The organism is Sporosarcina sp. FSL K6-1540 (assembly GCF_038620285.1).
Classification (GTDB): domain Bacteria; phylum Bacillota; class Bacilli; order Bacillales_A; family Planococcaceae; genus Sporosarcina; species Sporosarcina psychrophila.
Genome location: NZ_CP152018.1, coordinates 3445437 through 3470798 on the forward strand (window position 1 = coordinate 3445437; position 25362 = coordinate 3470798).

The window sequence follows — 25362 nt, forward strand, 5'->3', positions numbered from 1 at the left end:
TCAAATGTTATTGTTTGTAGCACCCGTGCTACAACCGCGCTGATAAGGTACAAGTATCCGTACGGATCACCTTGGAAGGCGAGTCTGTAATTATAGAGGAGGTGCAAGTATGTACGCAATTATTGAAACTGGTGGAAAACAGATCAAAGTTGAAAAAGGCCAGGAAATCTACATTGAAAAAGTAGCTGGTGAAGCTGACGAAGTTGTCACTTTCAACAGAGTTCTATTCGTAGGTGGAGAAGACGTGAAAGTAGGCGTTCCATTCGTGGAAGGCGCTACAGTTACAGGAACTGTTGTTAAACAGGGCCGTGCTAAAAAAATCACTGTTTTCAAATACAAGCCGAAAAAGAACTATCACAAAAAACAAGGTCATCGTCAGCCATACACTAAAATCGTCATTGACGGTATTAACCTGTAAGCCGGCATGATCAAGATCATCATCAAGAAACAATCATCCGGTCGTATCAACTCTTTTGAGATGACAGGCCACGCTAATTTTGCAGAATACGGAAAAGACCTTGTCTGTGCAGCTGCATCTGCAGTATCATTTGGTGCTGTCAATGCAATTATTGCACTTACAGGCAAAACCCCTGAGATTCAACAAGGATCTGACGGTGGCTATTTGAAAGTCAGTTTTCCTGAAACTGAAGAAAACGATCACGATACACAGTTGATTGTAAAGGCGATGATTGTTTCATTGCAGACGATTGAAAATGACTATGGGCAACATATAAAAATTATTCTTAAATAGTAGGAGGTGGCATACATGCTACGTTTAGATCTCCAGTTTTTCGCATCGAAAAAAGGGGTAGGTTCTACTCGGAACGGTCGTGACTCTCACTCGAAACGTCTTGGCGCAAAACGCGCGGACGGACAGTTTGTTACTGGCGGCTCAATCCTTTATCGTCAGCGCGGAACGAAAATTCATCCAGGTGAAAACGTCGGTCTCGGTGGTGACGATACTCTTTTCGCAAAAGTTGACGGCGTCGTTCGTTTCGAACGTTTTGGTCGTGACAAAAAGAAAGTTAGCGTATACCCTGAAGTTCAGGAAGCTTAATATACGTACGACAGAAAGGACTGCATACGAATATGCAGTCCTTTTTCTTTTTTTCCGAGAGAAGAAAATGTGTTTTTTCTACTTAGATTGTTGTCTGGGCGCCAGCTGCTCGCATCGATTCAGTGGAAAGGGATTAGAACTGCATCCCTCTTACTTGATGAAAAAGCAAAGAGTGCCTTTATGTTCAAGCCTTCCAGCGCTTTTAGCGTCTAAACGGCGTCTTGCGCATTTCTAGGCAACAGATGCTATACTATATACATGAAAATTGTTGGCGGTGAATGGGAATGGGGAACAGTAAACTTACCACGGCGGAAGCGCTGAAATTTGCAAGACATGATTTTTTAAATGAACTTCAATTAGTCTTGCTCTATATCGATCTTGATAAACTACCGGAAGCAAAACAAAAGATCTTGGAAGCAACCAATCGTATGCGTGAAGTGGCATTATTAGAAAGGCTCGGACTTCCAGCCGTTGAGATATGGCTCACTACGTTCGACTGGCTATATGGTGCTTTTACAAAAACGATGACGTGTACAATAGCATCCGGAATCCGGGAAGCTGATGATGCGGCAGTTGTAACTTATTTAGAACGAATGTTTAGTGAAGCTGAAAAAACATTGGACCCGACTTCTGAGTACGAAACGCAGATCGATGTGCAGGCAACAGCCGAAAGTTGGTCAATTACGATTACTGTGCATGCCCACATGAAAAAAAATCTGTTAGAACCGGTGGCACTCGGAAACATTACAGTTGAAGAGACACTTTCGCAAAATCAATGGACGTTCACAATTAGTGGACAATAGGAGGAAAATAAATGTTTGTCGATCACGTAAAGATTTATGTAAAAGGCGGCGACGGTGGTGATGGAATGGTTGCTTTCCGTCGAGAAAAATATATCGCATATGGCGGTCCAGCCGGTGGTGATGGAGGACAAGGTGCTAACGTTGTTTTCATCGTGGATGAAGGATTGCGGACACTTATGGATTTCCGTTACCAACGTCATTTCAAGGCGCCACGCGGTGAGCACGGTGGCAGTAAAAATATGCATGGGAAAAACGCAACTGATGTAGTTGTCAAAGTCCCACCTGGTACGATTGTGACAGACGCAGAGGACGGTTCAATCATCGCTGACCTCGTTGAGCACGGTCAGACAGCAATCATTGCTAAGGGCGGTCGTGGAGGACGTGGGAATAGCCGGTTCGCAACTCCGTCAAACCCTGCACCTGAACTATCTGAAAAAGGTGAGCCGGGCGCTAATAAAGAAATTAACCTGGAATTGAAAGTGCTAGCGGATGCAGGACTAGTTGGCTTCCCAAGTGTAGGGAAATCGACGTTATTATCTGTTGTTTCCGCTGCAAAACCGAAAATTGCAGATTATCATTTTACGACACTTGTTCCGAATTTGGGCATGGTTGAAACGGATGATCACCGCGGCTTCGTGCTAGCTGACCTTCCGGGATTGATTGAAGGAGCGCACCAAGGTATTGGTCTCGGTCATCAGTTCTTACGCCATATCGAACGGACACGCGTCATCATCCATGTTGTTGATATGTCCGGCCTTGAAGGACGTGAACCATTCGAGGACTTCTTGACAATTAATGAGGAGTTAGAACAATACAACTTACGTTTAACAGAACGTCCGCAAATCATTGTTGCAAATAAAATGGACATGCCTGAAGCGGAAGAGAATCTAAAAGTCTTCAAGGAAAAACTGAATGACAGCAATGCACTCATCTTCCCAATTTCAGCACTCACAAGAACTGGACTTGACGGATTGCTACATGCGGTTGCAAATCTCCTTGAAACGACACCGGAATTCCCGATGCATGAAATTGAGGACGAAGACAAAGAGAACTCAGTTCTGTACAAATATGATGGAGAAGCAGAGTTGTTTAAAGTGGCGCGTGATGATGATGGCGCATTCGTATTGTCGGGCTATACAATTGAGCGTCTGTTCAAAATGACCGACTTCAACTTTGACCAATCCGTACGTAAATTCGCGAGACAATTGCGTGCTATGGGTGTAGATGATGAACTCCGTAAACGTGGCGCGAAAGATGGAGATACTGTGCGACTTCTTGACTTCGAATTTGACTTCGTAGATTAATCAGGTGGAATGAATGACTAAAAAATGACAAAAGCTACGCACGAAGGGGGATATCCTATGAAGCAGTTGGGGGAAGGTCAGTTTTATCTTGTAAGGGAAGACGTACTGACAGAATCGATGCTGAAAATGTTAGAAGCGAAAAGGCTTTTGGCAAGCGGAGAGGAATCGACGATACAAGATGCCACGAAGAGGGTAGGATTATCCCGTAGTGCATTTTATAAATACCGTGACACTGTTTATCCGTTCGAATCAATTGCACGTGAGCGTATCCTAACGATTTTCATTCAGCTGGAAGACCGGAAAGGATCGCTTGCGACATTGTTGCAGATTGTCTCTGAGTCAAAATGTAATGTCTTGACAATTCATCAGACCATTCCTGTTCAAGCACGGGCTAATATTACTTTGTCACTCGATGTAACAGAAATGATCATAAAAATGGAAGAGTTCCTGCAACGGTTGAAAGCACCTGACTTTGTCGATTCAGTTGTCTTAATCAGTTCAGGTGCACTCTGATGGGAGGATACTAGTATGGGAAATGAAAGATATACGCCGACTGTCGCTTATTTAGGGCCGGAAGCATCATTCACGCACGTTGCGGCAAGCACTCTTTTTGGAAATTCGGGATTGATACCTCAACCTACGATACCGGATTGTATAGAGGCTGTGGCGGAAGGGCGTGTCGCCTATGCGATTGTCCCGCTTGAAAATGCGTTGGAAGGATCCGTTCCGATGACCATCGATTACTTGTTCCATGGAGCAGATTTGTTCATCAATGCTGAAATATCGATACCAATCGAACAGCATCTTATGGTCAATAAAAAGCAAGTTCCTTTTATCACTGAAATCGAATCCATCAATTCCCATCCCCATGCCCTTGCGCAATGCCATAAATATTTGCAATACCATTACCGTCGTGTCCCGCTTATCCAGACGACCTCCACGGCGGCAGCTGCCAAATATATTTCCGAAAACCCGGAAGTGAAGGTTGCGGCAATCGGAAATAAGTTGGCGGCTGAAAAATATGGTCTACATATCGCAGAGGAGAATATTCACGATTTTCATTTTAACCATACGCGATTCGTCGTATTATCCCTGCGAAAAGAAAGTTTGGAAACAAATGGCCATTCTGCAAATCTAAAAACGACATTAATGGTAAAATTACCAGAAGATGACCGTTCAGGTGTGCTGCACCAGGTTTTATCCGTTTTTGCATGGCGCAGACTCAATTTAAGTAAAATTGAATCAAGGCCATTAAAAACAGGACTTGGCAATTACTTCTTCATTATCGATGTAATGGAATCCGAAGACCACCCGATGATGAAAGGTGCGATGGAAGAACTCAGCGCACTGAATTGTACTGCTCGTTCATTCGGTTCATATTTCATATACGACCAACTACCGTCACGTCATTCAATATGACAGTGATGGTTTTTTATTGGGAAATAAAGTATACGCTTTTCTTAGTGTCTAGACTCCAGCGCCTAGCGCCTCGAGTCGCTTCAGTCCTTAAGTTAAAGGCAAAAAGCGCCTTTCACTTAAGGCCCTCCAGCGCTTTTCGGGTCTACCAAGGTGCCTTCCGCTTTTCTTAGTGTCTAGACTTGAGCGCCAGCCCCTCGAGTCGTTTCAGTCTTACAGAAAAGGCATAGTACGCCTTTATCTTCAAGAACTACAGCAGGGAGGGATTGAACTCCATCCCTCCTACTTGTCGGGGCTAAACGGCGTCTTCCGCTTTTCTTTAGAATAAATAACCCACATCCGCATATACATGGCAAGAGAGGATATCTCGTTAAAGATGAGCGTCACACAGACGGGCGTCCGTTCATACGATGGATTGACGGAAGGGGGAAATTTTTAAGTGGAAGTCCATATTGTTGTAAAAGGGGATACGCTATGGAAGATTGCGCGTCAATACGGTATCCCGTTTGAAGATTTAAAGCGGGTGAATGCGCATCTTGCTAATCCAGATTATATTGTTCCTGGAATGAAAATTTTCTTGCCAAAAAGACAGCATAATGCTGAACATCCTGAAAAAGGGAAAGGGCCGGTGACGCCGCATCCTCCAAAGGGTACAAAACCGTCGCCGCCAATACCGGTGCCAAAACCACCAACATCAAAACCACCGACACCAAAGCCGATACCAGTCCCAATACCGCCAGCACCAGCACCGAGACCACCAACACCGAAACCGCCAACACCGAGACCACCAGCACCAACGCCAAGACCGCCAACACCAGTACCACCATCCAAACCAACACCACCAAAACCAGCACCACCACCAGCAGTACAACCAACAGTGCCAGCTCCCATACCGTTACCAACGCCAACACCAACACCAACACCAATGCCGATGCCAATGCCAATGCATCCGCCACAAACATTTGCTCATCCGATGATAGGTATTCCGTGTGGGTGGATGCCGATTTTTGACGCAGATTGTTTCCCGTTCATGCACTCGGGGCAAATCCAGGCGATGCCAAGGCAAGAACAACCGATGCACCACGCTCCTTTACCATCGACTCAATTTCCGATGTATGAACAAGAATCACCGATTTTCTCTGGCCAAGGCCCTGCAACATCTCCTTTAGAAATACCTATGGTAGAAGGGTGGCAGTTGCTCGAATCGCCTGATTTTATGTTTGAAGAGACGGCTGAAATGGTTATGCAACCAGCCGCTGAGTATTCACCAGAGTATATGTATGAAGAATCACCTGAAATTGACCTGCAACCATCTGCTCCGTGTCCACCTGGGCCGGGCTACGTACCGCAGGCTATATCACCAGCTGTACAAGGTCAATGGAATCCCGGACAATTCGGTTATCCTGCAATGCCGCAACCAGGTTATCATCAAGGGTGTGGCTGCGAGGGTCAGCACCAACAACATCGTCAACAAATGATGGTTCCGATCTTTTATGGTCATCCATGCAATTGCCCTTCATGCATGCAACAGGCAACTCCTTATTCTGGAATGCCTCCTAATCAAGGTTCCAACTGGTTCGGAGCGTATTGACCGGCATATGGCGCTGGATGGGAAATTAGAAAAAATAAAAGATAATGTGTGGAAGTTAGAGAGTGATGGCAAGCGCTTTTCGGTGAAGCGATATCAGTCCAACTCCACCGCGATGAAAGTACAACGTGTACATGAAGCTCTTCATTCTGTTTCTTTCCCGCATATTGTAGATGTAGTGTCCCAAGAGAATCAACTGACGTTTGTTCAGCCATGGTTGGATGGTGCGAAGGCAGTCAACTTCAAGAAAAGGGCAGATCGGACGGATTCGCTTGCTGCTCTTCATGCACTTCATGAAACAAAAGCACAACTCGACTGGCACGCCTCACCCTATCTGCATCCGTACCCCCTTATCGCGAAGTGGGAAGACCGGATCAGCCGTTTCCGCGAAATTGGTGGAGAGTGTGAGGCGTATATTGGAAAAGGCCTTGTCGATGAAATCTTATTTTATGCATTGAACGCGATTAGCGCAGTGAAGAAAACTTATAAAGACAATCTGAATGGTACATTGCTTCACGGTGATGTCGTCCATCATAATATATTGCGTGATAGAGATGGCGTCATCCGTTTCATCGATTTCGATCTAGCGAGTACGGGGCCAGCCGGTACTGAAATTGCGCTCTGGATTCATCGAGTGTTGCCACAAATAGGATACGACATTGATTTTCTGTTTGATGAACAGCCGTCGCTTCGAAGACTGAATTATGCTTCCAAGACACTGCTTCTATTTCCAAATGAAATTCTTCGGGAATGGCTTCATTTCTTCACATTGTCACCGTCTGGAAGAGAAAGACAGGCGAAGCAACTGGTCCCCTTTACTGAGTCCGCACTCTCACATTGGCCAAAATTATGGTATGATGTAGAACGGATTAACACATAGGGGGTAAGGTTATGGCAGGGCATTCTAAATGGAAAAATATCCAAAACCGTAAAGGCGCACAAGATGCAAAACGCGGTAAGGTTTTCCAAAAGATGTCGAAAGAAATTTTTGTAGCCGCAAAAGCAGGCGGACCTGATGCAGAATCGAACGCATCTCTTCGTTTGGCTATTGAAAAAGCAAAAGGCGTTAATGTTCCAAACGACGTGATTAAACGTGCAGTCGATAAAGCGACGGGTGCTGGCGCGGATGAAAACTATGAGGAAGTAATCTATGAAGGATATGGTCCTGGAGGAGTGGCAGTACTTGTTTACTGCTTAACAGAAAACCGTAATCGAACTGCGCCGAATATGCGTGTCGCCTTCAGCAAAAACGGCGGTAATCTCGGTGAAAGTGGTTCGGTAGGCTATATGTTTGACCGAAAGGGACGTCTTTTCATCGAACGGACGGACAGTACTGATGAAGATGCAGTTATGATGGCGGCGCTTGAAGCAGGTGCAGATGATATTGAGTCGACAGTAGATGGCTTTGAAATTATTACGCAACCAACGGACTTTTTAACAGTGAAAGAGACCCTTGAAGCGGAAGGAATCGAATTCATTTCGGCGGACATCGAGATGATTCCTTCTATGTACACGGTCCTTAGCGAAGATGCTGAAGAGCAATTTGAAAAGATGCTCGAAGTACTCGAAAATGATGAGGACGTTCAGGATATCTACCATAATGCAGAAGACCAAGATTAATCCCTTTAAATAGGATTCATTCTAATATCCATCCACCGTTTTAGAATGGTGGATGGATATTTATTGTGATAGATGAACAGTGAAAATAATATACATATCAATCAGTAAACTAGTGTACAATCTAATTGTGTCTGTGCATCTAGAAAAACAGTAATTACGTAATAGGAGTCGTGGGAAGGTGATTTCTTTTGATTGAAACATTATTATTGAACTTTTTGTTTTTACTCTTTCCGATTCTGATTGCTGTAATTTTCATTGAAAATGGGTTGACTAATTTTAATAAATATTTGCTTATGTTACTGTCCTCTGTGACGCTCGTTTTTTGTATGGCATTCCCAATTAAATTGGAGTTAGGATATATCGTTGATTTAAGATATGTTCCGTTTATTATTGTCGCCCTTTTTGGTGGATACAAAATGGCCTTTCCACTTTATATAATTCTAAATGCGTATCGGTTCTTTATCGGTGGAGATGGGATTTTTCAGTCGCTTGCTCTCTCGACGGCGGTCCTTATTTTGGTACCGTTATTAAGTGCGAAATTTAAGCAACAAAACTCGCGATGGCGAATTTTTATTGCTATCTGCGTCACTTTTCTTACTATGACGTATTATTTTTTCACATTGAGCTTTAAATTTCCGAAACTGACAAGCGAATTTTGGTACTTGGTATTTTATACGCTTAGCACTTATCTAATGGCGACCTTTATACTAATGGCTTTAATTGAAAAAATTATCTCTAACATCAAAAGGCGCGAAATATATGTGCAAGCAGAAAGAATGAGAGACGTTAGTCATTTTTCGGCAAGTATTGCTCATGAAATCAGAAATCCACTTACTGTAACACGCGGATTTCTCCAACTGTTAAATGAGTCCAAAACGATTAATGCCGATGAAAAAATATATATCGAATTTTCGTTGAAAGAATTAGGACGAGCAGAAACTATTGTCAGTGACTTTTTAACGTTTTCGAAACCACAATGTGAAAATATGGTTTTCTCTGATTTTGCAAAAGATATAAAGTATGTTGAGAATATTATGCAACCGTATGCGAAGAGGAATAGAGTTGAAATCCTTGTTCGTTCAACAAATACGCTGAAAGCAACATATGATGAAAATCAGATGCAGCAATGTCTCATTAATCTAGTTAAAAATGGTATCGAATCAATGCAGGATCACGGTGGTGTGCTTTATGTCGATGTGTCGGAACACAAGAAAAAAATCTTGATAAAGATTCAAGACAGTGGGAGCGGCATGACAAGAGAAGGGATTTCACAAATGGGAAAACCATATTATTCTACAAAAACAGAAGGAACAGGCCTTGGAATGTTCATGGTTTATAGCACAATCAGGAATGTTAAAGGGGAAATTAAAGTGAAAAGTACGGTAGGGAAGGGAACAACTTTTCTGTTATACATACCTGTATAACTGTATTGATAAATAGTGTGGTAATTGCTATGATAAGTGTAATCTAGATTAATGTGAGTGAATGACCGATGACCGCCGATAAAGCGGTCATCTTTTCTTTTGCATACCAACCACCAATCAACTACGCCTGGTTATAATTATGTCCACTTTTTGAAATGGGCTTGCCACTGGATACGGTGTTTTCAGTCTGAGTTCCACTAATCAGCAGGAACTTCTGAAGATTCAAGTTAAAGGTAGAAAGTGCGTTCGTATGGTATAATCGGTTCTATATATAGGGGGAGAGTAGCGTGTACGACTACATAAAAGGGCAAGTCACACGTGTGACGCCTGAACATATCACACTCGAACAGGGTGGGATTGGCTGGCTCATCATGACGCCCAATCCGTATGCTTTTCATAAAACAGAAGAAATCCAACAAGTATTTACTTATCTGCATGTACGTGAAGATATTCAGTTGCTTCTTGGATTCAAATCCTTGGAACAGCGAGAGTTGTTCAAAAAATTGATCACGGTATCCGGTATTGGTCCAAAAGGTGCCTTGGCTATACTTGCTAGCGGCATCCCTTCACAAGTAATTGGTGCAATCGAACGGGAGGATGAAACGTTCCTTGTTCAATTTCCGGGAGTTGGGAAAAAAACGGCACGACAGATGATCCTCGATTTGAAAGGGAAGTTGTATGATCTATTTAATGCGATGGACATGCCAGATGAGGATATCACACTTCTGACAATGGCGGAAAATGGTGCACTTGATGAAGCAATACTTGCACTAGAAGCACTCGGTTACTCACAGCGCGAGCTGACAAAAGTGAAACCTAAATTAGAAAAAGAAGAACTTGATACAGAAGGCTACATGAAAATGGCACTTCGGTTATTATTAAAACAGAACTAATTGTATGGATAAATTGAAGTATTGTATCCCGCGTTTAAACTAAGCGAAGGCGCCTTACAAGTGGTAGCCGTAGCGAATTCAATGGAATTCTTTATCTCAACATATATAGCAACGGCAGAAAGGGGGGCGGACAATGGAGGAACGTGTTATTTCCGGAGAAGCATCGGATTTTGATGAACGTTTTGAACAATCGCTTAGACCGCAATTTCTTAGTCAGTATATAGGACAGGAAAAAGTGAAAGAAAACCTCGGTATTTTCATCGAAGCAGCAAAAGGCCGTAGCGAAAGCTTGGATCATGTCCTATTGTATGGACCACCAGGTCTCGGTAAGACGACGCTTGCAACGGTCATTGCCAATGAGATGGACGTCAATATCCGCATGACCAGTGGCCCTGCAATTGAACGCCCTGGCGATCTCGCAGCGGTCGTTTCATCTCTCGAACCAGGGGATGTATTATTCATCGATGAAATCCATAGGCTGAACCGTACAATCGAAGAAGTGCTGTATCCTGCCATGGAAGATTTCTGTTTGGATATCGTTGTCGGAAAAGGGCCCTCTGCGCGTTCTATCCGACTCGATTTGCCGCCATTCACACTGATTGGTGCGACAACCCGTGCAGGAGCATTATCGGCGCCGCTACGTGATCGTTTCGGTGTTCCACTGCGCCTCGAGTATTACGAAGTTGCGCCGCTCAAGGAAATTGTCATTCGTAGCTCAGGCCTTTTTGAAGTAGCAATTGATGAACAGGCTGCAGTAGAAATAGCACGCCGTTCTCGCGGCACCCCGCGTATTGCAAACCGACTGTTGCGCCGTGTGCGTGACTATGCACAAGTAAGAGGCAACGGGAGCATTACGATGGAAATGGCAAATGAAGCACTAGAAATGCTGCAAGTCGATTCACGTGGTCTTGATCATATTGACCATAAGTTGATTACGGGAATGATTGAGCGCTTTCGTGGCGGGCCTGTTGGAATTGATACGATATCTGCAAGTATTGGCGAGGAATCGGTAACGATTGAAGATGTCTACGAACCGTATCTCCTTCAAATCGGTTTTATCCAACGGACACCGCGTGGGCGGATTGCGACTCGTCTTGCATATGAACATTTTGGCTATCCAATTCCCGAGCACAACGATTTCTAATTCAATTATAAAGGGAGAATTTATAGACGATGGATGTAAATGATTTTGATTTCGATTTACCAGATAATCTAATAGCACAAACACCGTTACTAGATCGCACAGCAAGCCGTCTTATGGTGCTTGACCCAAAAACAGGGGAAGTAGAGCACCGTCATTTTCGTGATCTTCTCGAAGAGCTAGAGTCGGGAGATATGCTCGTACTCAATGATACGCGGGTGCTGCCTGCTCGATTAATGGGTGTGAAAGAAGATACTGGAGCCATGATTGAAGTGTTACTATTGAAGCAAACGGCAGATGACGAGTGGGAGACGCTAGCAAAACCTGCGAAACGTGTGAAACTTGGTACGATTGTCACTTTTGGTGACGGACGTCTGAAAGCAGAGTGCACGGGGATTTTGGAACAAGGTGGACGTACATTCAAATTTATCTATGACGGTATTTTTTATGAAATCCTAGATGAACTTGGGCAGATGCCACTACCACCATATATTACTGAAACGCTGGATGATCAAGCACGCTATCAGACTGTGTTCGCCAAAGAACGAGGTTCGGCAGCAGCACCGACTGCAGGACTTCATTTCACCGATGAAATCCTAGAAAGTATCCAGAATAAAGGCGTCAATATCGCATTCATTACACTGCATGTCGGTCTTGGCACATTCCGTCCAGTCAGTGCAGATACAATTGAGGATCACACGATGCATTCCGAATATTATCATGTCACTGAACAAACAGCGGATGCAATAAATGAAGCCAAAGCACAAGGTGGACGCGTCATAGGGGTCGGTACGACGTCTGCGAGAACACTAGAGACAATCGCTTCGGAAAATGCCGGTAAAATTGTGGCTTCAAGCGGCTGGACGTCGATTTTCATCTATCCAGGTTATACATTCAGTATTTTGGATGGACTATTAACCAATTTTCATTTACCTAAATCGACGTTGATCATGCTGATTTCAGCGCTAACAACTCGAGAACATATTTTAGCAGCATATAACAGAGCGGTTGAGGAAAAATATCGCTTCTTCAGCTTTGGAGATGCAATGTTCATAAAACCGTCACAAAGGAAGGAATCATAAAATGACAGCAGTTACATACGAACACATCAAAACTTGTAAACAAACCGGAGCACGTCTTGGAATCGTCCATACACCACACGGTTCATTTGAAACACCAGCATTTATGCCGGTTGGTACACAGGCAACTGTCAAAACATTATCACCTGAAGAGCTGAAAGAAGTCGGAGCAGGCATTATTTTAAGTAATACCTATCATCTGTGGCTTCGTCCGGGTCAGGATATCATTGAAGAGGCAGGCGGACTACATAAGTTCATGAACTGGGATAGACCGATTCTGACCGATTCAGGCGGTTTTCAAGTGTTTTCACTAAGCGAATTCCGTAAAATCGAAGAGGAAGGTGTCCATTTCAGACATCATTTGAACGGTAGTAAATTGTTCCTTAGCCCCGAGAAAGCGATGGAAATTCAGAATTCACTAGGCGCAGATATTATGATGGCTTTCGATGAATGTCCGCCGTTCCCTGCAACGCGTGAATATATGAAAGCTAGCGTTGAACGGACATCTAGATGGGCTGAAAGATGCCTAGGAGCACATGCACGTCCGGCAGATCAAGCACTATTCGGCATTATACAAGGTGGCGAGTTTGAGGATTTACGTGCTCAAAGTGCAAAAGATCTTGTGTCACTTGATTTCCCAGGTTATGCAATCGGCGGCTTGTCTGTTGGCGAGCCGAAAGATATTATGAACCGTATCCTTGAACACACAACACCGCTTCTACCACAGGACAAGCCGCGTTACTTGATGGGTGTAGGTTCGCCTGACTCACTTATTGACGGTGCTATCCGCGGTATAGACATGTTTGACTGTGTCCTACCGACTCGTATTGCGCGAAACGGTACGCTTATGACGAGTGAAGGACGTTTGAATATCCGCAATGCGAAATTCGAGCGTGATTTCCGTCCTCTTGATGAAAAATGTAGCTGCCATGTCTGTAAAACGTACAGCAGGGCTTATATTCGCCATCTTATCAGAGCGGATGAAACTTTCGGAATCAGGCTGACTTCTTATCATAATCTCCACTTCCTACTTAATTTAATGGAGCAGGTAAGGGATGCAATTCGCCATGATCGACTGGGAGATTTCCGTGAAGAATTTTTTGAGAGCTACGGATTTAATAAACCGAATGCAAAAAACTTTTAAATCTAGTATAATGAATCTTGATTGAAGGGGGGATATATATATGGGTTCATTAACACAACTATTGCCATTCGTTGCGATGTTCGCAGTGATGTGGTTCTTGCTAATCAGACCGGCGCAAAAGAAACAGAAAGCGACGAAGCAGATGCAAGGAGATTTGAAACGTGGAGATAAGGTCATCACAATTGGTGGCATTCACGGCACGATTGACGCTGTAGATGATTCATCGGTTTTTCTTAAAGTTTCTGAAGGCACGACACTTCAGTTCGATAGACAAGCTGTTGGACGTGTAACAGAATCAATTTAAGTATTGTAAGAATTTGAAGAGGCGATTGGCTGAGTGGGAAATTTCCCATTCAGGCAATCGCCTCTTTTTCCGTACTGAACGTGTATATAAGCAGAAGTGTAAAGGGCATCCTTTCGTAAAAGGGGTAGATCTTTATGAACGATTTATTAATTATCGGTTTTAGGACGGTATTTCTTTATGTGCTCATCTTGATCATCTTACGGATTATGGGTAAACGAGAAGTCGGCGAGCTGGGTGTAATCGATGTTGTGGTCTTCGTCTTTATGGCAGAGGTTGCCGCATTTGCACTCGATTCTCCCGACAAAGATCTGATTCAATCCGTCATACCGATGCTTATTTTACTCGTCATTCAAGTCGTTTCTTCTTATTTTTCAATGAGAAGTAAGAGGTTTAGAGATATTGTCGATGGTGAACCAACACTTATTATTAGGCACGGTAAAATAATTGAGCATGAAATGCGGAAACAACGGTATAATCTTGACGATTTATTTCAGCAACTTCGTGAACAACAGATTGGCTCTGTTCATGAAGTCTCATTCGCTTATTTGGAACCATCGGGAAATTTGTCCGTCTTTAAACACGACAGTATCCAACCAGTACTTTCGCTTATTTCCGATGGTGTTATCCAAGGTAAACATCTTGAACTTATCGATAAAACCGAAGAGTGGCTTTTAGAAGAACTACTGAACCTCGGAATAAATGATGTTGAACAGATTTTCTATTGTTCATTTGAAAATGATGGACTGAAGTTTCAGTTGAAAGAGAGTTATCAATGACTTTTCAGTAGTCTCCTGAACAGAAACAGATCACTTTTTTTAACTTGACCCGTTAAAATAAGTATCACAAGAAGGAAAACACTTGTGATTGCACATTCTGTGAATAAACCAAAATCTCCAATTGGGATGAAAATTGGTCGCATAATACAGGTCATGATAAATGAAGCATAAGGCAGAGCAAATATGGTGAAGCCGGAAGCGGTCGATTTGTTTTTCCGAAGTGTTGCTATATGAAGGAATGATGTAATAAGCACGCCAAAGCCGATCGCAAGGACTGCCCCTGTCACCTGTAAACCAGGCTGGGAAGCGAGGATGAACATGACCGCCAGTTTAGCAATACCACCATATACGGAGTTCATCATCCCTGCCTTGGCATCGCCCGTTGCTTGTAAAATTGAATAGAGCGGGCCTTGGATATAATAAAAGAAAAAAACTGGAGCAAGTAACGCCATATAGGAAGCACCCTGGGTGACATGGAATAACTTTACTGCCAAATCCTCACCGTGAATGAAAAACACAGTTGCTGCAAACGTACCTGTTAAAGCGGACAGACGGAGCGATAGATGAATTCGTTCTTTCAGTTTTCTCGTATTATTTGATGCGACTGCTCCGCTTACGGCGGGCACTAGGACAACAGACAAGGCATATGGGATGAACGCCGGAAATAGGAGCAACGGTACAAGGACACCGGATACAATGCCGTACAAAGTTGTGGCAGCTACAGCTGAAACACCTGAAAACGCGAGTGCACGGAGGAAGATAATCGGCTCAAGGAACCAAGTGAAAGTACCGAATAGGCGGCTACCAGACGATGGCAAAGCGATGGCTAGCAAAGGTTCCATTGGATAGCGCTTGAGTTTCTCCTGCTGTTTTGGTATTCGCTTCTTTTGTTGCCTATATTTGAACAACAAATAAAGGACGGATAGCATTTCCGCAAGAAGCGTAACGCCCATCGCATAAGCGGCACTCAGTGCTGTATTATCAGCTACGAGGAGATGTGGTAAAAGCCATGTGATTAGCGTGATACGGCATATTTGTTCTATGATTTGTGACCATGCGGTTTCTTCGATTCGTGCGATACCTTGGAAATATCCGCGGATCAAACCCCCGATAGCAGCGATAGGTACGATTGCGATTCCGACATACAGTGTGGTGGATGAAGCAGAATTACCGAGAAGTGTTTCAGCTAAGTAGGGAACGAACAAAATAGAAGCTGGAATGAATACTACTGCCGTCAAGATAGTGATGAAGGAGGCTGTCTTCATAAGGGAAGGGATTCTTACGGATTGCCCTTTCGCTTCGAGTTCGGCAATCACTTTGGCTATGGCAATCGGTACACCAAGCTGGACAAGTGACAGGAAAAAAATAAAAGCGGGATAAGCGGTCATGTAGATGCCGACCGCCTCTTCGCCTGCAATCCGCATGAATTGAATCCGGAAGACGAATCCTAAAAGCTTGGTTAGGAAGACGGCAACCATCAGTACGACAGTTCCGCGGATGAATGAAGACAATTTAAACAACTCCTTCTCAATTCCGGTCATTTCGTATACACTAAACCTATGCAGAAATATCCATACTTACGACTGTCCAGGAAAGGGATGGAAAAGATGCCAAGACGATTCGGACAACTGTTCACACATATGCTGCCTGCAATTGAAAGCAAAAAGACTGAATTTCATCTGTACGGCTATACAACAGTAACCGAAGAGGACATTTGGACATTTTGCGTCCAGAAGAAATGGCGTAAAAAAAATATCGAGGACATGGGGATGCATGAAATTGCAAATGGAATCCTCAAAATCTCACCAGCAGAATATATGACGTTTACACAGATTGAAGAACAACGTGGTGCAAACTGGTTTACCGACTTGAACAGTGAAGAACTTCAAATCTTACTGACACCACATAAATCGAAAAATGAGTTATGATAGAGTGAAACGTGACAATTTGACACATGAATGACTGTGTTTCATAATAGACATATTGTGTTTTTATAATTGTGTAGTATTCAGCGCCTAGTTGTTGCGGGGCGCTGTCGCTATTCTCGGAGTATGTACATAGATAAATGCCGTACAGTTGCACTCCATATTTAGAGGGGGAAATTGGATTATGAAAAGAAGAGGACGGATCGTAGCGTTTCTATTATTAATCGTCGTGTTTGGCTTGACGATTGGGACGACTGCGAAACCGGTAGTGAACGATGTAAAACTGGGTCTAGATTTACAGGGCGGCTTTGAAGTCCTTTATCAAGTTGAACCTTTGAAAGACGGCGCCCCAGATATAACAGAAGAAATGGTTAAAGATACAGCGAATGCACTAAGAAATCGGGTTGACGTACTTGGGGTAAGTGAACCAAGTATCCAAATCGAGTCGGGTAACCGGATTCGCGTGCAACTTGCGGGAGTCGAGGACCAAGAATCAGCTAGGGAGCTACTTTCGACTCAGGCAAATTTGACGTTCAGGGATGCCGATGACAATCTCCTTCTAGACGGAAACGACTTGAAAGAGGGGAAGGCCAAGGCTAACTTTGGCGAAAATGGTAACCCGGTTGTTACGCTTGAAATGAAATCACCGACTAAATTCGGTGAAGTGACAACATCAATCTCACAAAAAAAACCAGAGAACGTAATGGTCATCTGGTTAGACTTCATAGAAGGTGAAGATTCATTTAGAGCGGAAGTAACGAAAGAAAAACCTAAATTCGTTTCCGCACCCTATGTGGCAAACCCGATTAACTCATCAGACGTTGAAATATCGGGATCATTCTCTTTAGAAGAGACGAAAAATCTTGCTGGAATATTAAACGCAGGTGCATTACCTGTTAATCTTAAGGAAGTCTACTCGACATCAGTCGGCGCGCAGTTCGGTGAACAAGCGCTTAACAAGACAATTTTTGCGGGAGTAATCGGTATCTCGCTTATCTTCCTATTCATGCTTGTGTATTACCGCCTGCCAGGTTTTGTGGCAGTTATTACATTGTCGGTTTATATTTTCATCATTTTGCTCGTCTTCACGCTGATTAATGGTGTGCTTACGCTGCCTGGTATTGCGGCACTCATGCTCGGGGTTGGAATGGCAGTCGATGCGAATATCTTGATGTATGAACGGATACGAGAAGAATTACGTGTTGGTAAATCTATCAAGACATCGTTTATGGCTGGAGCGAAAAATTCTTTCACCGCCATTCTAGATGCTAATATCACGACGCTTCTTGCAGCAGTTGTCCTGTTTATATTCGGGACAAGCTCAGTGAAAGGCTTCGCAACAATCCTTATCATCAGTATTCTAGCCAGCTTCTTGACGGCTGTATGGGGCTCTCGTATACTCTTGGGTCTTCTCGTCGATAGTGGTGTGTTTGATGGGAAAACAGCATGGTTCGGCATTCCGAAAAGTAGGGTTCATGCACCCGAAGAAAATATTGAAACATTGGAACTGACAACGAAATTTGATCGTTTCGATTTCGTAGCTTCGCGCAAAAAATTCTATGCCATTTCAGCAGTATTGCTAATTAGTGGTGTCATTGCGCTTGGAATCTTCAAGCTGAACCTCGGTATTGATTTCTCGAGTGGTACACGTGTTGAAGTGCTTGCAGACCATCCAGTGACGAAAGATGAAATATCTACTTATCTAGATGAAATCGGGCACCCTTCAACTGATATCGTTATTTCTGGCGATACGGGGAATATGGCTGTCATGCGTTACGTAGATGAGTTTAAACAAGAAGAAGTCAACAAATTTAAAGCTGATCTTGCAAAAGAGTATGGCGAAGATCCAAATATATCAACTGTTTCACCAACAGTTGGTAAGGAACTTGCGAAAAACGCCATTAAAGCATTGCTTATTGCCATGCTTGGTATCGTTATTTACGTTGCACTTCGTTTCGAATGGCGTATGGGGGTCGCGACCATCGTCGGACTTCTCCACGATGTGTTCTTTATGGTAGCAGCAATTAGTCTTTTGCGTCTAGAAGTCGACATCACCTTCATCGCCGCCGTGTTGACGATTGTTGGTTATTCCATCAATGACACGATTGTGACATTTGACCGGATACGGGAAAATATCAACCATCGAGGTCGTATCGATGATGTAGCAGAACTGGCGGATATCGTTAACAAATCATTGCGTCAGACACTTGGACGTTCTGTAAATACGGTACTCACTGTTATCATTGTCGTAGTAGCGCTTATGCTATTCGGTGCAGAATCAATCCGTACATTCTCAATCGCACTTCTAATTGGATTGTTTGCGGGAACTTATTCATCGATTTTCATCTCAGCTCAAATCTGGTTTGATCTGAAGAAACGTGAAATCAATGAAAAAGGTGCCATTAAAGTCGAAGACAAGAAGAAACAATGGGGTTCAGACGAACCTATCGTTTAACACCTATTATGATAAGTTTCGGTTATTCATGGAACAGGGTATACTTTATGTATACTCTGTTCTATTTTTTTCTTAATGAAAGGGGAAAACTATATGAAGTTTCAATGGAATTTGTTGCTAGGTCTATTATTCGCCATTATTATCGCCATCTTTGCTGTCTTTAATGTTGACGCGGTACAAGTCAATTATGTGTTTGGCAAAGCACAGTGGCCACTCGTTCTTGTTATTTTAGGTGCAGCTCTTCTTGGTGCTGTAGTCAGCGGGTTTGTCGCGATGTTCCTGTCATTTCAATCAAGCCGCCGCATAAAAGAACTTATGAAAGAAATGACCACCAAAGAGCTTACAATTGCAGCACAACAGAATGAAATTGCGGAACTGCAAAAGTACACAGCCTTACCATCCAATGATGAAGTAATTATCGAAAATAAAAATGTATAAGCAAAGAGCGTCTTCCAGCTACTAATACAGGGAAGATGCTCTTTTTTGTTAACGATTTAGTGCAGACTTCTACTTCAGGGAATTTTAGCAGTCTTTTCTTTTAGAGTCGGAGCCCATCCGCTATAATGAATGTAAGGATGTGAAGGAATTTGATCGAATCAATGAAAAGATGGAAAGTGGAACGACCGAATGAAGAAATTGTAGCAATGTTGACAAAGGATCTCGGCATTTCATCTGTCCAGGCAAAAATACTTACTTCAAGGGGAATAATAGATTCCGGAGTGGCAAAAGATTTTTTACATATGGATGCATCTAGCATGCATGACCCTTTTTTACTATATGATATGGACAAAGCGGTGTCGCTCATAACAACAGCAATCGCTTCAGATAAAAAAATTGCTGTTTATGGCGATTATGACGGTGATGGTGTGACGAGTGTGACGGTCCTTACAACGGCTTTGGAGCGAATGGGTGCAGATGTGTTCTATGCGATACCCAATCGGTTCCAGCACGGCTATGGACCGAATAAAGACCTTTTCTTGGAGCTATACGAAAAAGGGGCCTCGCTTATTATTACTGTCGACAATGGCATTTCGGGTGTTGATGAAATTGCATATGCGAAATCACTCGGAATGGACATCATCATTACAGACCACCATGAAATCGGTGAAGTGTTACCAGCAGCAGATGCCATCATCCATCCTCGACATCCAGAAGGGGAGTATCCGTTCGGAGAGCTTGCTGGGGTAGGTGTAGCATTCAAACTTGCGTGCGCATTACTTGAAGATGTTCCGGAAGACTTATTTGAACTTGTTGCTATCGGGACAGTTGCAGATTTAGTTCCGCTTCGCGATGAAAACAGATATTTCGTCAAAGAGGGCATCAGGCAGATGCGTGTTTCAAAACGTCCTGCAATCCAGGCGCTCGCACGCATCGCTAGCACTGAACAAGCAACACTCTCAGAGGAGTCAATCGGATTTATGATTGGGCCTCGTCTGAACGCAGCTGGGCGTCTAGGCGATGCTACCCCGGCAGTTCAACTATTGAAGACAGAAGACGCAACGCTTGCGACAACATTGGCAAAAGAACTTGATACGCTGAATAAGGAACGACAAGCGATTGTAGCTGAAATAGCTAAAGAAGCGGAAGACATGATATTGAAAATGTATGGTGATACAGTTCCGCTCGTCTTCGTTATCGGAGGAGAAGGTTGGAATTCAGGTGTGGTGGGAATTGTAGCATCAAGATTAACTGAGAAATATTACCGTCCGTCAATTGTCTTGTCGATTGACAGGGAAACAGGAATTGCGAAAGGGTCTGCAAGAAGTATTGCTGGTTTTGATATGTTTGCCGAGCTATCCAAAAATGCGCAGCTTCTACCTCACTTTGGAGGTCATCAGATGGCGGCGGGAATGTCTCTTGCAGTGACAGACGTTGTTACGCTACGTGAAAACCTGAATAAACAGGCAGTTGAGGTGTTGACTGAAGAAATGTTGACGCCTGAAGTTCGTATCGATGTTCCACTGTCAATTAGTGAAATTGATGTTAGCGTTTTGGAATCACTGGAACTGCTGCGTCCATTTGGAATGGCTTTTGAAAAGCCTGTTTATATGATCGAAGATATTACAGCCACGACTGTTCGGAAAATTGGTGCGGCAAAGAATCATATGAAGCTGGAATTAGCGGATGAGGGCGTTTCACTTGATGCCATTGGATTCGGACTGGGTCCTATTGCGGACCAACTGACACCAGGTGTAAAGTTGTCGGTTACGGGCGATTTGCAGGTGAATGAATGGAATGGTAATAAGAAGCCACAGTTATTAATCAGCGATATCCGTTCAGATGATTGGCAACTGTTCGATTTGCGTGGCGTACGCGAAGCAACAAGATGGCTGCCAACCATTCCATTAGACGATACAGTGTTTGTTGCTTTCCATGAACAAACGGTGACACATTTTCAATCATCCATGAAGGGGATTGTTATTACTCTATTTGGACAAGAAGCAATAACGAAGGCTGAAAATCTTGTCCTTCTAGATATACCGGACGATGTTATCCAACTTGAAGAACTTGTAGGTTCTGTCCATCCAGATCGCGTCTATGCACATTTCCATGCATCCGAATCAAGGTATTTTGATGGAATTCCTGATCGTGAGCAGTTTGGCTGGTATTACAGTTTCTTGAAAAAACGTGAGAAATTTGACTTCGTTACGAACGGTGCTCAGCTCACAAAACATAAAGCATGGAAAAAAGATACGGTTTATTTCATGTCAAAGGTGTTTTCTGAGCTAGGATTTGTTAAGATTGAAGATGGTTTTGTTTCCGTTCAGGAAACAGCCGGTAAACGCGATTTGACGGAAGCGCCAGCTTATAAAGAGCGTGAACGTCAAATTGAGCTTGAGAAAAGACTGCTATATGCGCCTTATATGGAATTGAAACAATGGTTCGATACTGTGCGAAATGGAATTGTCGACAGGGAGGAACACTAATGGATTTGAAAGAATATGTGACGATTGTACCGGATTATCCGAAAAAGGGAATCAGCTTTAAGGATATTTCAACAATCATGGATAATGGTCAAGCTTATAAATTTGCAACAGATGAAATTGTTAAGTTTGCGAAAGAGGTTCATACTGATATAATTGTTGGCCCTGAAGCGCGTGGATTTATCATTGGTTGCCCAGTTGCCTATGCACTGGAAGTAGGATTTGCTCCTGTCCGTAAACCCGGAAAGTTGCCAAGAGAAACAATTGAAGTCGAATATGATCTTGAATATGGAAAAGATACATTAACAATTCACAAAGATGCCATAAAGCCTGGTCAACGTGTATTGATTGTCGATGATCTTCTTGCGACAGGCGGTACGGTGGGAGCGACAGTCGAGCTAGTTGAAAAACTAGGCGGAGTTGTTGCGGGCTGTGCGTTTATCATAGAGTTATCGTATTTAAGCGGTCGTGAAAAATTGCAAGGTTATGACATGCGTTCACTGATCACATATTGAAAAAGGTCCTCCGCGATAATAAGCGGGGGATCTTTTCATATGTTCAGAATGAAGGTGCGAACCACTTTTCCATATACTAACCCTTTACACGAGCATGTATTTATACATACAATAGGTAATACAATCATTTTTGCGGATAAAGTCGGAAGGGGTAATCGTATGGCGAAAAATCGTGACATGACGGCGGAAGAAATATTCACACTTGTTGCCTCTTATATGAATGAAGAACATGTTGAGTTCGTCAAAAAAGCATATGAGGCAGCGAAAACTGCACACGAAGGACAGCATAGAAGTTCAGGTGAGGTATATATTATTCACCCTGTCCAAGTAGCGGGTATTCTTGCCGAATTGGAAATGGACCCTTCGACAGTTGCAGCTGGGTTTCTACACGACGTTGTGGAAGATACAGACATCAGCAGGGACGACATCATCCGAGATTTTGGAGAAGAAGTGGCAATGCTTGTCGATGGTGTGACGAAACTCGAAAAATTACAATATAAATCCAAAGAAGAGAAACAGGCAGAAAATCATCGTAAAATGTTCGTAGCAATGGCTCAGGATATCCGTGTCATACTTATTAAATTAGCGGACCGGCTCCATAATATGCGAACGTTAAAACATGTCCCGGAAGAAAAACAGCGCCGGGTTGCGGCTGAAACGCTGGAAATCTTCGCACCACTTGCCCATCGTTTAGGTATTTCAGCTATTAAATGGGAGTTAGAAGATACAGCATTACGTTATTTAAACCCACAGCAATATTATCGAATTGTCAATATGATGAAGCGCAAACGTGTCGAACGAGAAAACTATTTAGTAAACGTTATGGAGCAAATCAAGACGGAAATTGGAGAGATGGAAATTGACGCTGATCTTTCAGGACGTCCAAAACATCTGTATTCAATTTACCGCAAGATGGTTATCCAAAAGAAAGAATTCAATGAGATTTATGACCTTCTGGCTGTCAGAATTCTCGTTTCAAGTATTAAAGATTGCTATGCGGTTCTTGGTATCATTCACACATTATGGAAGCCGATGCCTGGCAGATTCAAAGATTATATTGCGATGCCAAAACAGAATCTGTATCAGTCGTTGCATACGACCGTAGTAGGGCCGGCTGGCGATCCGCTTGAGGTACAAATTCGGACCGAAGAGATGCACAAAATTGCTGAATTCGGAGTTGCAGCACACTGGGCCTATAAAGAAGGAAAAACGGTAGCCGAAACCCCAAGTAATATTGATTCGAAATTGACTTGGTTCAGAGAGATACTCGAATTTCAAAACGAATCATCTAACGCTGAAGAATTTATGGAATCACTTAAATTCGATTTATTCTCGGATATGGTCTATGTCTTTACGCCGGACGGAGACGTTATTGAACTGCCGGCAAGTTCAGTCCCCATCGATTTTGCCTACCGTGTCCACTCAGAAATTGGGAATCGGACAATAGGTGCAAAAGTGAATGGAAAAATGGTCCCGCTTGATACTGAATTGTTTACGGGAGATATTATTGAAATTTTGACATCGAAGCAATCGCTTGGACCAAGCCGTGATTGGTTAAAACTTGCCAATACATCGCAGGCGAAAAATAAAATTCGGCAGTTTTTCAAGAAACAACTCCGGGAAGAAAACATCCTAAAAGGCCGAGAAATGATTGAAAAAGAAATAAAATCACAAGAGTTTGATGTGAAAGAAGTACTAACACAGGAAAATATTAAACGCACAATCGAAAAATTCAGCTTCACTTCCGAAGATGATATGTATGGAGCTGTTGGGTTCAATGGTATAACCGCTCAGCAGGTAGTTAATCGTCTTGCTGAAAAGTTACGGAAAGTACGTGAACAACAAGATACAATTGACAAAATCGTTTCAGACATGAAATCCCCTCAACCGGAAAAAATGACTGAATCAGGTGTTATTGTTAAAGGGATCGACAATTTGCTAATTAGGTTATCGAAGTGTTGTAATCCAGTCCCAGGTGATGAGATTGTAGGATTCATCACAAAAGGTCGCGGTGTTTCCGTCCATCGTACCGACTGCCCTAATATTGTGGTCGAAGATGATGAGCATGATCGAATTATCGACGTCGAATGGGCGATAGGGCCTTCTAGTTCAAGGAAAGAGTTCCTGGTTGATATAGAAGTGTCAGCTTTTGATCGACAAGGGTTGTTGAATGAAGTGATGATGGTTGTCGCCGATACGAAAACGCCGATGGTTGCGGTCAGTGGCAAAGCGGACCGAGACAAAATCGCCCGCATTCATATGACGATTAAAATTATGGATATTGCACATTTGCAAAGAATTGTTGATCGGATTAAACAAATCCGCGATATCTATTCTGTAGAACGTGTCATTAATTGATTGGAAGGTGTAACAAATGAAAGTTGTGTTGCAACGATCGGGTCCAGCTACTGTCCGCGTCGATGGGGAGAAAACGGGGTCAATTGAAAAGGGCTACGTGCTCCTTGTTGGTGTAACTCACTCGGATAGCGAAGAAGACGCTGCCTATCTTGCGAAGAAAATTGCAGGCCTTCGTTTATGGGAAGATACGGAGGGGAAGATGAACCATTCAATCCTTGAGGTAGGGGGGGATATTCTTTCAGTATCCCAGTTTACTTTGTTCGGAGACGTGAAAAAAGGACGTCGCCCAAGTTTCATTGAAGCGGCAAGACCCGAACAGGCAAAACCGCTTTGGGAATTCTTCAACCAAAAATTAGAAGAAGAAGGCTTGAAAGTTCAAACCGGTGTTTTTGGCGCAATGATGGATGTCGAGCTCATTAACGATGGGCCTGTAACGATTATTCTAGACTCGAAATGACATGGAAAAGGACCTTCCTCAATACCTGGGAAGGTCCTTTATGTTTTTGGAGAGTGTTTGGTACGTCCTTTTCTATACAGTGCGTGGTGTCAGTAACTGGCACGTTGCATTATTCTTCATACTACTAGTAATTGTATTCTATACAAACTAAGCGAAGGCATCCCCTAGCGCCGTGGCGA

The 25362-nt window shown here is 43.2% G+C and carries 25 protein-coding genes and 1 other annotated feature; of the genes, 24 read left to right on the top strand and 1 reads right to left on the bottom strand.

The genetic code is table 11. The features are described 5' to 3' along the window. Positions 1 to 22: 22 nt before the first annotated feature. Positions 23 to 96, top strand: a sequence feature (ribosomal protein L21 leader region). 13 nt (positions 97 to 109) lie between these two features. The 17 genes from rplU to MKY15_RS16340 all read left to right on the top strand — a co-directional run bounded on the left by rplU (position 110) and on the right by MKY15_RS16340 (position 14549). Beyond that, complete coding sequence (gene rplU / locus MKY15_RS16260; RefSeq protein WP_067208153.1) at positions 110 to 418, top strand: 50S ribosomal protein L21; 309 nt, start codon at positions 110 to 112, stop codon at positions 416 to 418. Between the two features lie 6 nt (positions 419 to 424). Then, entirely contained in the window at positions 425 to 751 is a 327-nt protein-coding gene (locus tag MKY15_RS16265; RefSeq protein ID WP_067208156.1) for a ribosomal-processing cysteine protease Prp, read from the top strand. A 15-nt stretch (positions 752 to 766) separates the two neighbouring features. Next, a complete protein-coding gene (rpmA, locus tag MKY15_RS16270; RefSeq protein WP_067208159.1) occupies positions 767 to 1057 on the top strand; it encodes a 50S ribosomal protein L27 in 291 nt (96 codons plus the stop codon). A 284-nt stretch (positions 1058 to 1341) separates the two neighbouring features. Beyond that, positions 1342 to 1860, top strand: coding sequence for a Spo0B domain-containing protein (locus MKY15_RS16275; RefSeq protein WP_067208162.1), 519 nt, complete (start codon positions 1342 to 1344; stop codon positions 1858 to 1860). Between the two features lie 11 nt (positions 1861 to 1871). Continuing rightward, a complete protein-coding gene (gene obgE / locus MKY15_RS16280; RefSeq protein ID WP_067208165.1) occupies positions 1872 to 3164 on the top strand; it encodes a GTPase ObgE in 1293 nt (430 codons plus the stop codon). Positions 3165 to 3221: 57 nt separating this feature from the next. Then, complete coding sequence (locus tag MKY15_RS16285; RefSeq protein ID WP_067208168.1) at positions 3222 to 3677, top strand: ACT domain-containing protein; 456 nt, start codon at positions 3222 to 3224, stop codon at positions 3675 to 3677. A 15-nt stretch (positions 3678 to 3692) separates the two neighbouring features. After that, on the top strand, positions 3693 to 4583 hold the full coding sequence (pheA, locus tag MKY15_RS16290; RefSeq protein WP_067208171.1) for a prephenate dehydratase: 891 nt from the start codon (positions 3693 to 3695) through the stop codon (positions 4581 to 4583). 436 nt (positions 4584 to 5019) lie between these two features. Continuing rightward, positions 5020 to 6171 carry a LysM peptidoglycan-binding domain-containing protein gene (locus MKY15_RS16295; protein ID WP_342538033.1) on the top strand — a complete coding sequence of 384 codons (1152 nt, stop codon included), beginning with the start codon at positions 5020 to 5022 and terminating at the stop codon, positions 6169 to 6171. Positions 6172 to 6178: 7 nt separating this feature from the next. Further along, the gene (locus tag MKY15_RS16300) at positions 6179 to 7048 is read left to right on the top strand and encodes a phosphotransferase (RefSeq protein ID WP_067208177.1); all 870 of its coding nucleotides are present in this window, start codon (positions 6179 to 6181) and stop codon (positions 7046 to 7048) included. Positions 7049 to 7059: 11 nt separating this feature from the next. Continuing rightward, positions 7060 to 7788 carry a YebC/PmpR family DNA-binding transcriptional regulator gene (locus MKY15_RS16305; RefSeq protein WP_067208179.1) on the top strand — a complete coding sequence of 243 codons (729 nt, stop codon included), beginning with the start codon at positions 7060 to 7062 and terminating at the stop codon, positions 7786 to 7788. 188 nt (positions 7789 to 7976) lie between these two features. Beyond that, positions 7977 to 9212: a sensor histidine kinase gene (locus MKY15_RS16310; RefSeq protein ID WP_067208181.1), complete on the top strand. Its 1236-nt coding sequence runs from the start codon at positions 7977 to 7979 to the stop codon at positions 9210 to 9212. Between the two features lie 287 nt (positions 9213 to 9499). Beyond that, the gene (ruvA, locus tag MKY15_RS16315; RefSeq protein WP_338652746.1) at positions 9500 to 10105 is read left to right on the top strand and encodes a Holliday junction branch migration protein RuvA; all 606 of its coding nucleotides are present in this window, start codon (positions 9500 to 9502) and stop codon (positions 10103 to 10105) included. Between the two features lie 133 nt (positions 10106 to 10238). Next, complete coding sequence (gene ruvB, locus MKY15_RS16320) at positions 10239 to 11249, top strand: Holliday junction branch migration DNA helicase RuvB (RefSeq protein WP_187047471.1); 1011 nt, start codon at positions 10239 to 10241, stop codon at positions 11247 to 11249. A 29-nt stretch (positions 11250 to 11278) separates the two neighbouring features. Further along, positions 11279 to 12328, top strand: a complete 1050-nt coding sequence (queA, locus tag MKY15_RS16325; RefSeq protein ID WP_067208188.1) for a tRNA preQ1(34) S-adenosylmethionine ribosyltransferase-isomerase QueA — start codon at positions 11279 to 11281, stop codon at positions 12326 to 12328. Between the two features lies 1 nt (position 12329). Then, the gene (gene tgt / locus MKY15_RS16330) at positions 12330 to 13469 is read left to right on the top strand and encodes a tRNA guanosine(34) transglycosylase Tgt (RefSeq protein ID WP_067208191.1); all 1140 of its coding nucleotides are present in this window, start codon (positions 12330 to 12332) and stop codon (positions 13467 to 13469) included. Positions 13470 to 13509: 40 nt separating this feature from the next. After that, positions 13510 to 13773, top strand: coding sequence for a preprotein translocase subunit YajC (gene yajC, locus MKY15_RS16335; protein ID WP_067208193.1), 264 nt, complete (start codon positions 13510 to 13512; stop codon positions 13771 to 13773). Between the two features lie 134 nt (positions 13774 to 13907). Continuing rightward, on the top strand, positions 13908 to 14549 hold the full coding sequence (locus tag MKY15_RS16340) for a DUF421 domain-containing protein (RefSeq protein ID WP_067208196.1): 642 nt from the start codon (positions 13908 to 13910) through the stop codon (positions 14547 to 14549). Here the strand turns inward: MKY15_RS16340 and MKY15_RS16345 are convergent. Beyond that, positions 14543 to 16060, bottom strand: coding sequence for an oligosaccharide flippase family protein (locus MKY15_RS16345; RefSeq protein WP_338652741.1), 1518 nt, complete (start codon positions 16058 to 16060; stop codon positions 14543 to 14545). The two genes, MKY15_RS16340 and MKY15_RS16345, sit on opposite strands and share 7 nt — an antisense overlap. A 96-nt stretch (positions 16061 to 16156) precedes the next feature. On the opposite strand from MKY15_RS16345, the gene MKY15_RS16350 reads away from it, so the two are divergent. From MKY15_RS16350 to dtd, 7 genes are all read left to right on the top strand, one after another. Then, positions 16157 to 16477: a post-transcriptional regulator gene (locus MKY15_RS16350; RefSeq protein ID WP_338652740.1), complete on the top strand. Its 321-nt coding sequence runs from the start codon at positions 16157 to 16159 to the stop codon at positions 16475 to 16477. A gap of 181 nt (positions 16478 to 16658) precedes the next feature. Further along, a complete protein-coding gene (gene secDF, locus MKY15_RS16355; protein ID WP_067208203.1) occupies positions 16659 to 18929 on the top strand; it encodes a protein translocase subunit SecDF in 2271 nt (756 codons plus the stop codon). Between the two features lie 93 nt (positions 18930 to 19022). After that, positions 19023 to 19367 (top strand): lipopolysaccharide assembly protein LapA domain-containing protein, encoded by a 345-nt coding sequence (locus MKY15_RS16360; RefSeq protein ID WP_067208205.1) that lies wholly within the window; start codon positions 19023 to 19025, stop codon positions 19365 to 19367. A 149-nt stretch (positions 19368 to 19516) separates the two neighbouring features. Continuing rightward, complete coding sequence (gene recJ / locus MKY15_RS16365; protein WP_342538035.1) at positions 19517 to 21856, top strand: single-stranded-DNA-specific exonuclease RecJ; 2340 nt, start codon at positions 19517 to 19519, stop codon at positions 21854 to 21856. Continuing rightward, positions 21856 to 22368: an adenine phosphoribosyltransferase gene (locus MKY15_RS16370; protein WP_342538036.1), complete on the top strand. Its 513-nt coding sequence runs from the start codon at positions 21856 to 21858 to the stop codon at positions 22366 to 22368. The genes recJ and MKY15_RS16370 overlap by 1 nt, the downstream gene beginning before the upstream one ends. Positions 22369 to 22527: 159 nt before the next feature. Then, a complete protein-coding gene (locus tag MKY15_RS16375; RefSeq protein ID WP_067208213.1) occupies positions 22528 to 24726 on the top strand; it encodes a bifunctional (p)ppGpp synthetase/guanosine-3',5'-bis(diphosphate) 3'-pyrophosphohydrolase in 2199 nt (732 codons plus the stop codon). A 16-nt stretch (positions 24727 to 24742) separates the two neighbouring features. Then, positions 24743 to 25183, top strand: coding sequence for a D-aminoacyl-tRNA deacylase (gene dtd, locus MKY15_RS16380; RefSeq protein ID WP_338652737.1), 441 nt, complete (start codon positions 24743 to 24745; stop codon positions 25181 to 25183). The last annotated feature ends 179 nt before the right edge of the window (positions 25184 to 25362 follow it).